The organism is Nocardia sp. NPDC004722 (assembly GCF_053601505.1).
In genome coordinates this window covers 1-5,056 of the sequence record NZ_JBSGBY010000601.1, presented here as the reverse complement: position 1 = coordinate 5,056, position 5,056 = coordinate 1, and the positions used below count along the sequence as shown (strand labels likewise).

At 67.3% G+C, this 5,056-nt stretch carries 5 protein-coding genes, 1 tRNA gene and 1 other RNA gene; 4 read left to right on the top strand and 3 right to left on the bottom strand.

Annotated elements, in window-relative coordinates; translation table 11 throughout:
* A partial coding sequence (locus ACWELQ_RS37710) for a methyltransferase domain-containing protein (RefSeq protein ID WP_452401799.1) occupies nucleotides 1-608 on the top strand: 608 nt, incomplete at its 5' end.
* Between the two features lie 61 nt (nucleotides 609-669).
* Here the strand turns inward: ACWELQ_RS37710 and ACWELQ_RS37705 are convergent.
* Entirely contained in the window at nucleotides 670-1,959 is a 1,290-nt protein-coding gene (locus ACWELQ_RS37705) for an aminotransferase class I/II-fold pyridoxal phosphate-dependent enzyme (RefSeq protein WP_452401798.1), read from the bottom strand.
* A gap of 189 nt (nucleotides 1,960-2,148) precedes the next feature.
* Nucleotides 2,149-2,243, bottom strand: an RNA gene (ffs, locus tag ACWELQ_RS37700) — signal recognition particle sRNA small type.
* 100 nt (nucleotides 2,244-2,343) lie between these two features.
* Between ffs and ACWELQ_RS37695 the strand changes: the two genes are divergently transcribed.
* The 3 genes from ACWELQ_RS37695 (at nucleotide 2,344) to ACWELQ_RS37685 (ending at nucleotide 4,426) form a co-directional block, all read left to right on the top strand.
* The gene (locus tag ACWELQ_RS37695) at nucleotides 2,344-3,450 is read left to right on the top strand and encodes a hypothetical protein (RefSeq protein ID WP_452401797.1); all 1,107 of its coding nucleotides are present in this window, start codon (nucleotides 2,344-2,346) and stop codon (nucleotides 3,448-3,450) included.
* A 54-nt stretch (nucleotides 3,451-3,504) separates the two neighbouring features.
* Nucleotides 3,505-3,590, top strand: a tRNA-Ser gene (locus ACWELQ_RS37690).
* Nucleotides 3,591-3,658: 68 nt separating this feature from the next.
* Complete coding sequence (locus ACWELQ_RS37685) at nucleotides 3,659-4,426, top strand: MmyB family transcriptional regulator (RefSeq protein ID WP_452401796.1); 768 nt, start codon at nucleotides 3,659-3,661, stop codon at nucleotides 4,424-4,426.
* Here ACWELQ_RS37685 and ACWELQ_RS37680 read toward each other — a convergent pair.
* Nucleotides 4,392-4,940, bottom strand: a complete 549-nt coding sequence (locus ACWELQ_RS37680; protein ID WP_452401795.1) for an alpha/beta fold hydrolase — start codon at nucleotides 4,938-4,940, stop codon at nucleotides 4,392-4,394. The genes ACWELQ_RS37685 and ACWELQ_RS37680 overlap by 35 nt on opposite strands.
* Nucleotides 4,941-5,056 lie beyond the last annotated feature (116 nt).

The window sequence follows — 5,056 nt, the reverse complement described above, 5'->3', positions numbered from 1 at the left end:
CGGTCCTGGCGAAACGTCCGGGAGACCGGCCGAGTGGCTACCGATACGGCGTATGCGGGATGATGTCTCTACACCCAGTCGTTGGGCGACAAGGATCCACCTTCGTCAGCGGCGACGCCTACGGCCTGCCCGTCGGCAGCGAGAGCTTCGATGTGGCGTTGTGCGAGCGCGTCTTCGGGCATCTCACCGCGCCCGCCCGTGCGGCCGGTGAGATCGCCCGGGTGCTGCGACCCGGCGGACGCGTGGTGGTGATGGACAGCGACTGGGGCACGGCCATCGTGCATCCCGGCGACCGGCACGTGGTCCACGAGGTCATCGAGACCATGATCGCCGGAACCACCAACCCCTTCGCGGGCCGCCGCCTGGCCGGGCAACTCACGCAGGCCGGACTGGTCGTCGACGACATCGCCTCGCACGCGCTGATCCAGGACGGCGGCGTCGGCGCGGGCGCGCTGGTCGCCCGGGTCGCCGATCGCGCGGTCGCCCGCGGGTCCATCAGCCAGCGCCAGCGCGACGAGTTGCTGGCCGACCTGGAGGCCGGTGCGGCCAGCGGTGACATTCACCTGTCGGTAACCATCTTCGCGGTGCTGGCGCACAAACCCAGCTGACGCGGAAACAGAAGAGGCGCGCACCGTTTCGGGGTGCGCGCCTCTTATTTCGTTGTACGCCTTACGCGTTCATGAGCTTCTCACTGGCTGCGAGCAGCACGCAGGTGGCCAGGCCGTCCATCGCCTTTTCCAGCTCCGCCGTCGACGGGAAGCTGGGGGCGATGCGAATGTTCTTGTCCTCCGGCTCTTTTCCGTACGGGTAGGAGGCCCCGGCGGGGGTCAGCGCGATACCCGCCTCCTTGGCCAGCGCGACCACCTTGCTCGCCGTGCCCTCCAGCACGTCCAGGCTGATGAAGTAGCCGCCCTTGGGCTCGGTCCAGGACGCCACCTTGGACGCACCCAGGCGATCCTCCAGAATCCGCAGCACCAGTTTGAATTTCGGCTCCAGGATCTCGCGGTGGCGCTGCATGTGCGCCCGCACGCCCTCGGCGTCCTTGAAGAAGCGCAGGTGCCGCAGCTGGTTCAGCTTGTCGGGGCCGATCGTCTTCTTGCCCAGGTGCGTCAGGTACCACTCGACGTTCGCGGTGGAGGAGCCGAAGAAGCTCACGCCCGCGCCCGCGAAGGTGATCTTCGAGGTGGAGGCCAGCACGAACACCCGGTTCGGGTGACCGGCCGCCGCGGCCATGCCCAGCACGTCCAGCACCGGCTCGGCGGTGTCGGTGAGCGGGTGCACCGCGTAGGCGTTGTCCCACATCAGGCGGAAGTCCGGCGCGGCCGTCGGCATCGAAACCAGTTCGCGGGTCACGGCTTCGGAGAAGGTGACGCCGGTCGGGTTGGAGTAGTTGGGCACCGCCCACATGCCCTTGATGCTGGGATCGGAGGCCACCAGCTCCGCGATCAGATGCGTGTCCGGGCCGTCGCCCTTCATCGGGATCGGGATCATCTCGAAGCCGAGCGCCTCGGTGATGGCGAAGTGGCGGTCGTAACCCGGTACCGGGCACAGGAACTTGAGCACCGGCTCGTCGACCCAGCGCCGCACCGAATCCGCGTTGCCGTGCAGCATGGAGAAGACCAGCAGGTCGTTCATGATCTCCAGGCTGGCATTGTTGCCGGCCAGCAGATTCGACACCGGAATGTTCAGCAGTTCGCCGAAGATGGCGCGCAGCTCCGGCAGGCCGTGCAGGCCACCGTAATTGCGCACGTCGGTGCCATTGGCGTCACGGTAGTCGGCGGCGCCCGGCAGCTCGAGGAGTTCCTGCGAGAGGTCCAGCTGCTCGGGCGAGGGCTTACCCCTCGTAATATCCAGCGTCAGCTTTTCGGTCTTGAGCTTCGCGTAGTTCGCGGTCTGCGTCTCGTGTTCCGTCACGAGTTCCGCATGGCTCATCAAACCGAATTGCGTCTGCCGAGGCATCTGACAGCCTTTCCAAGGGCGTGGGATCTTTGTCGAGGCTCGTGCCCTCCGCTACTCGAACACGGAGGCGCGAACCCAACCGCCCACGTTACTAGGACGCCCCCGGGAATCCGCAGGGATATACAGACTCTGCGCACCCGGACAAGAGATCCGCGCACCCGGACCCGGAAGTGCGCTGCGCCACAAAAAGAAAGGGGACCCAGCGCACCCGGCAGAGCCCGTTGACCCTTGCTGCCTTCCGGCCCTGGGGGAGTTCACAGGATGCGCGCCGCGCTGGATCCGTCGGCCAGTGTAGCGGCTCACCGCTGCCCCCGCCGCACGGGGTCGATACGATGCCAGCGACATGCGGGGTGCCCCGCTCATTTCCGGAGGGGAAAAAATCAGATGACGAGTTCCGATCCAGGACAGGGTGGGGCGCACGATCCGGCGAAGGCGCAGGAAACCGCGCAGTGGTGGGCCACCGCGCCCACCGGAACCGAGCCCGGCCAGCCGGTCCAGGGCGCGGACCCGACCATGCTGAACTACGGGACGTCGGGCATTCCCGCCTACACCCCACCGGCCCAGCACCTGCCGCCCGCCCAGTCCGGCGGCGGTTACCCGCAGCAGCCGATGCCCGGCTATCCCCAGCCGCCGGTGTCCGACGCCTACGCACAGCAGCCGATGTCCGGCGGATATCCGCAGCAGGCCGCGCCGATCGGTTACGGGCAGCCGGTGTCCGGTGGATTCCCGCAGCAGCAACAGCAGTTCGCCCCGCCGCCCCCGGTCCCGCCCGCCGGACCCGGTTACGGCTATCCGGCGCAGCCGCCCCGCTCGGGCGGCAACAAGACCGGTTTGATCATCGCCGCCGTCATCGGCCTCGTGGTGGTCGTCGGCGCGGTCATCGGCATCGTCGCGTTCTCGGGCAGCGACGGTGGTGGCGGCGGAGGCGCCAAGAAGAACGCGGGCAAGTACACGATGGACGGTGTGACCAACGGCTGCACCGTGATCGACACCTCGGCGCTGAGCAAGTTCGCCGCCAATTCCAAGGGCACCCCCGAGCACTCCGAGACCAAACCCACGGATTACTCGGGTGGCCGCTTCGAATGCCGCGCGGGCAACGAGGAGACCACCAAGCCCGACAAGTACGGCTCCACCAATACCAACACCGCCGACCTGACGCTCAATGTGTCTTTCCTGAGCGGTGCGTCCAGTGCGTACAACCGCGCCGAGTACGACCTGTGGAAGACCTCCGACACCGGCACGACCGGCAGCGGCCGCACCTCCGGTGACCTCGCCGGCATCGGCGAAGCGGGCTACTGGGTGTCCAAGTCCGACGACTACACCTACTTCACCAGCACCGACTACACCTGCGCGGTCAAGGACGACAATGTCTCGGTCAAGATCAACATCCGGCTGACCACGTACAAAGGCAAGGACGTCAGCAAGGACGACCTGGCCCAGGTCTGCAAGGACCAGACCCGCAAAGCACTCACGAATGTGAAGAAGAAGTAGCCGCCGACCACGGCATTTGCTTCGAGCGGGGGTACACCCGGTATATTGCTCGACGGAGGATTCGCCTAGTGGCCTATGGCGCTCGCCTGGAACGCGGGTTGGGTTAACAGCCCTCAGGGGTTCAAATCCCCTATCCTCCGCTGTGACGGCCCCGGTTGGAAGCTAACGCTTCCGGCCGGGGCCGAGTTCGTTTCACGAAACAGGTTGCATGGACCCCGATTTCACCATCGACGCCCGCTTGGACAGCTTCGTCCGAGGGCTGCGAACACGACGCGGGTGGACCCGGGTACGCGCCGCCAAGGAAGCCAATGTCGGCCTGGCGACCTATCGCAAGATCGAGCGCGGCGAGACCGCGGGCTATGGCGAGGTCGCTCTCGAGGGGATCGCGGACTCGCTGTGTGACAACGAACACGAGCGCGCGCACCTGTGGGCGCTGGCGGGTCGCCCGGAATTCTCGGCCATGCAGCGGGTGGTCTCGGCGGTCGGATCAATCCAGAAGATCATGCGGCAGTTCGACCCGTACCCGGCCGGCTGGATGACCGAGGGCTGGCGGATCGAACTGGCCAATGACCGCTTCCGAGAGCTGTACCCCGGCATGATCGACGCGCCGTCGGTGCCCGAATGGGTGTTCTTCGATCCGCGGGCCCGACTCGTCAGCCCGGACTGGTGGCGCGAAGTGGAGTCGCTGGTCGGGGTGTGCCGGCATCTGCTCACCGACCCGGGCACCCGTGACCAGGTTCTGCCGATCCTCGAGGCGCTACGACCGTCGCCGATCTTCCGGCAGGTGTGGGCCTCGGGGATCGTGTATACCCAGCGGCCCTCGCCCCTGCGCCGAATCTGGTCACCGGCGCAGGAGACGACCCTCCTCTACGAGGAATTCCTGCTGCCCACCATGGCGGGCGGCGTGCTGATCCTCACCATTCCCGCGGACGAGACCGAGGTCACGGAGCTGGACTGGGGTCTGCGACGGTACTGAGGAAGCGACGGATCAGCGCGGCGTCGGCATCTCCCTCGAAGCGCAGTGTGGGAGCGGTGATATCGCCGAGCATCACCGTCAGATCGTCGCGATAGAGCAGACAGCGCACCGCGGCCGAGGTCGCGGCCGAATCCGGTTCGGGGACAGCCGCATCGGTGTCGCCCAGCAACAGGGCGCGCACCCGGGCCGGGCGCTGCAACGCCATGCGCTGCGCGACCATGCCGCCCTGGCCGTGCCCGCCGAGGGCAACCCGGTCCATCCCGAGCGCCTCGACCAGGTCCCACGCGTCGCGGGCCAGATCCCACAGGGTGTACTCGGCCTCGATCGCCGCGGTCCGGCCGTGCCCGCGCGAGTCGACGGTGAGTACCCGATAGTCCGGCGCCAGGTCCCGGCGCAGTGCCGCCCACATCTCCGAGTCGCGGAAGAGATCGTGCAACAGCAGCACCGCGGGTCCGTCGCCACCGGTGTCGCGGTAGTGCAGCCTGGTTCCGTCGAAGGTGGTCACGATCGGCACGAATCCGGTCCTTCTTTCCTGGGATTCCCTCGCGCCGGCGCGGATTCCCGGCGCAGCGCGTGGACGGTCTCGTCCACCGCGGATTCCAGCAGCGCGGCATAACCGTCGAGATCCGC